The organism is Polaromonas sp. P1_G2, assembly GCF_056405515.1.
In genome coordinates, this window is the sequence record NZ_JBFUBY010001178.1 from 1 (window position 1) to 446 (window position 446).

Consider the following 446-nt stretch of genomic DNA (forward strand, 5'->3'; position numbering starts at 1 on the left):
GTATGAAGGCGATCGAGGAATTCGAGGTGGAGCTGGAAGCGCGGACAGCCGAGAATGCCGCGCAGAAAGCGCCGCCGATAAAAGCCGTGACGATGACCGAGGCGCCTGCAGAGCCGCCAAAGAAACCATCCGGTCGTCATCAGCCGCTGGAAAGGCCGGTGAAGCGCAAGCTCGCCAAGGGCCGGCTGGAACTTGAAGCGCGCATCGATCTGCACGGCCTGTTTCAATCCGAGGCGCATGCGCTGCTTCATGGTTTCATCGGCCGGGCGCATGAGCGCGGTCTCAGGCATGTGCTTGTCATCACCGGCAAGGGCGCATCGATGGGCAGCGACGGTGCGCTCAAGCGAGCGGTGCCGATGTGGTTCTCCAAGCCGGAATTCCGCCATCTGATCTCGTCTTATGAAACCTCGGCGCAGAACCATGGCGGCGAGGGCGCGCTCTATGTC

1 protein-coding gene is annotated in these 446 nt (G+C 62.3%); it reads left to right on the forward strand.

Annotated features, from left to right (window positions below; genetic code table 11):
• A partial coding sequence (locus AC1D0P_RS29650; RefSeq protein WP_477680002.1) for a Smr/MutS family protein occupies positions 1–446 on the forward strand: 446 nt, incomplete at both ends.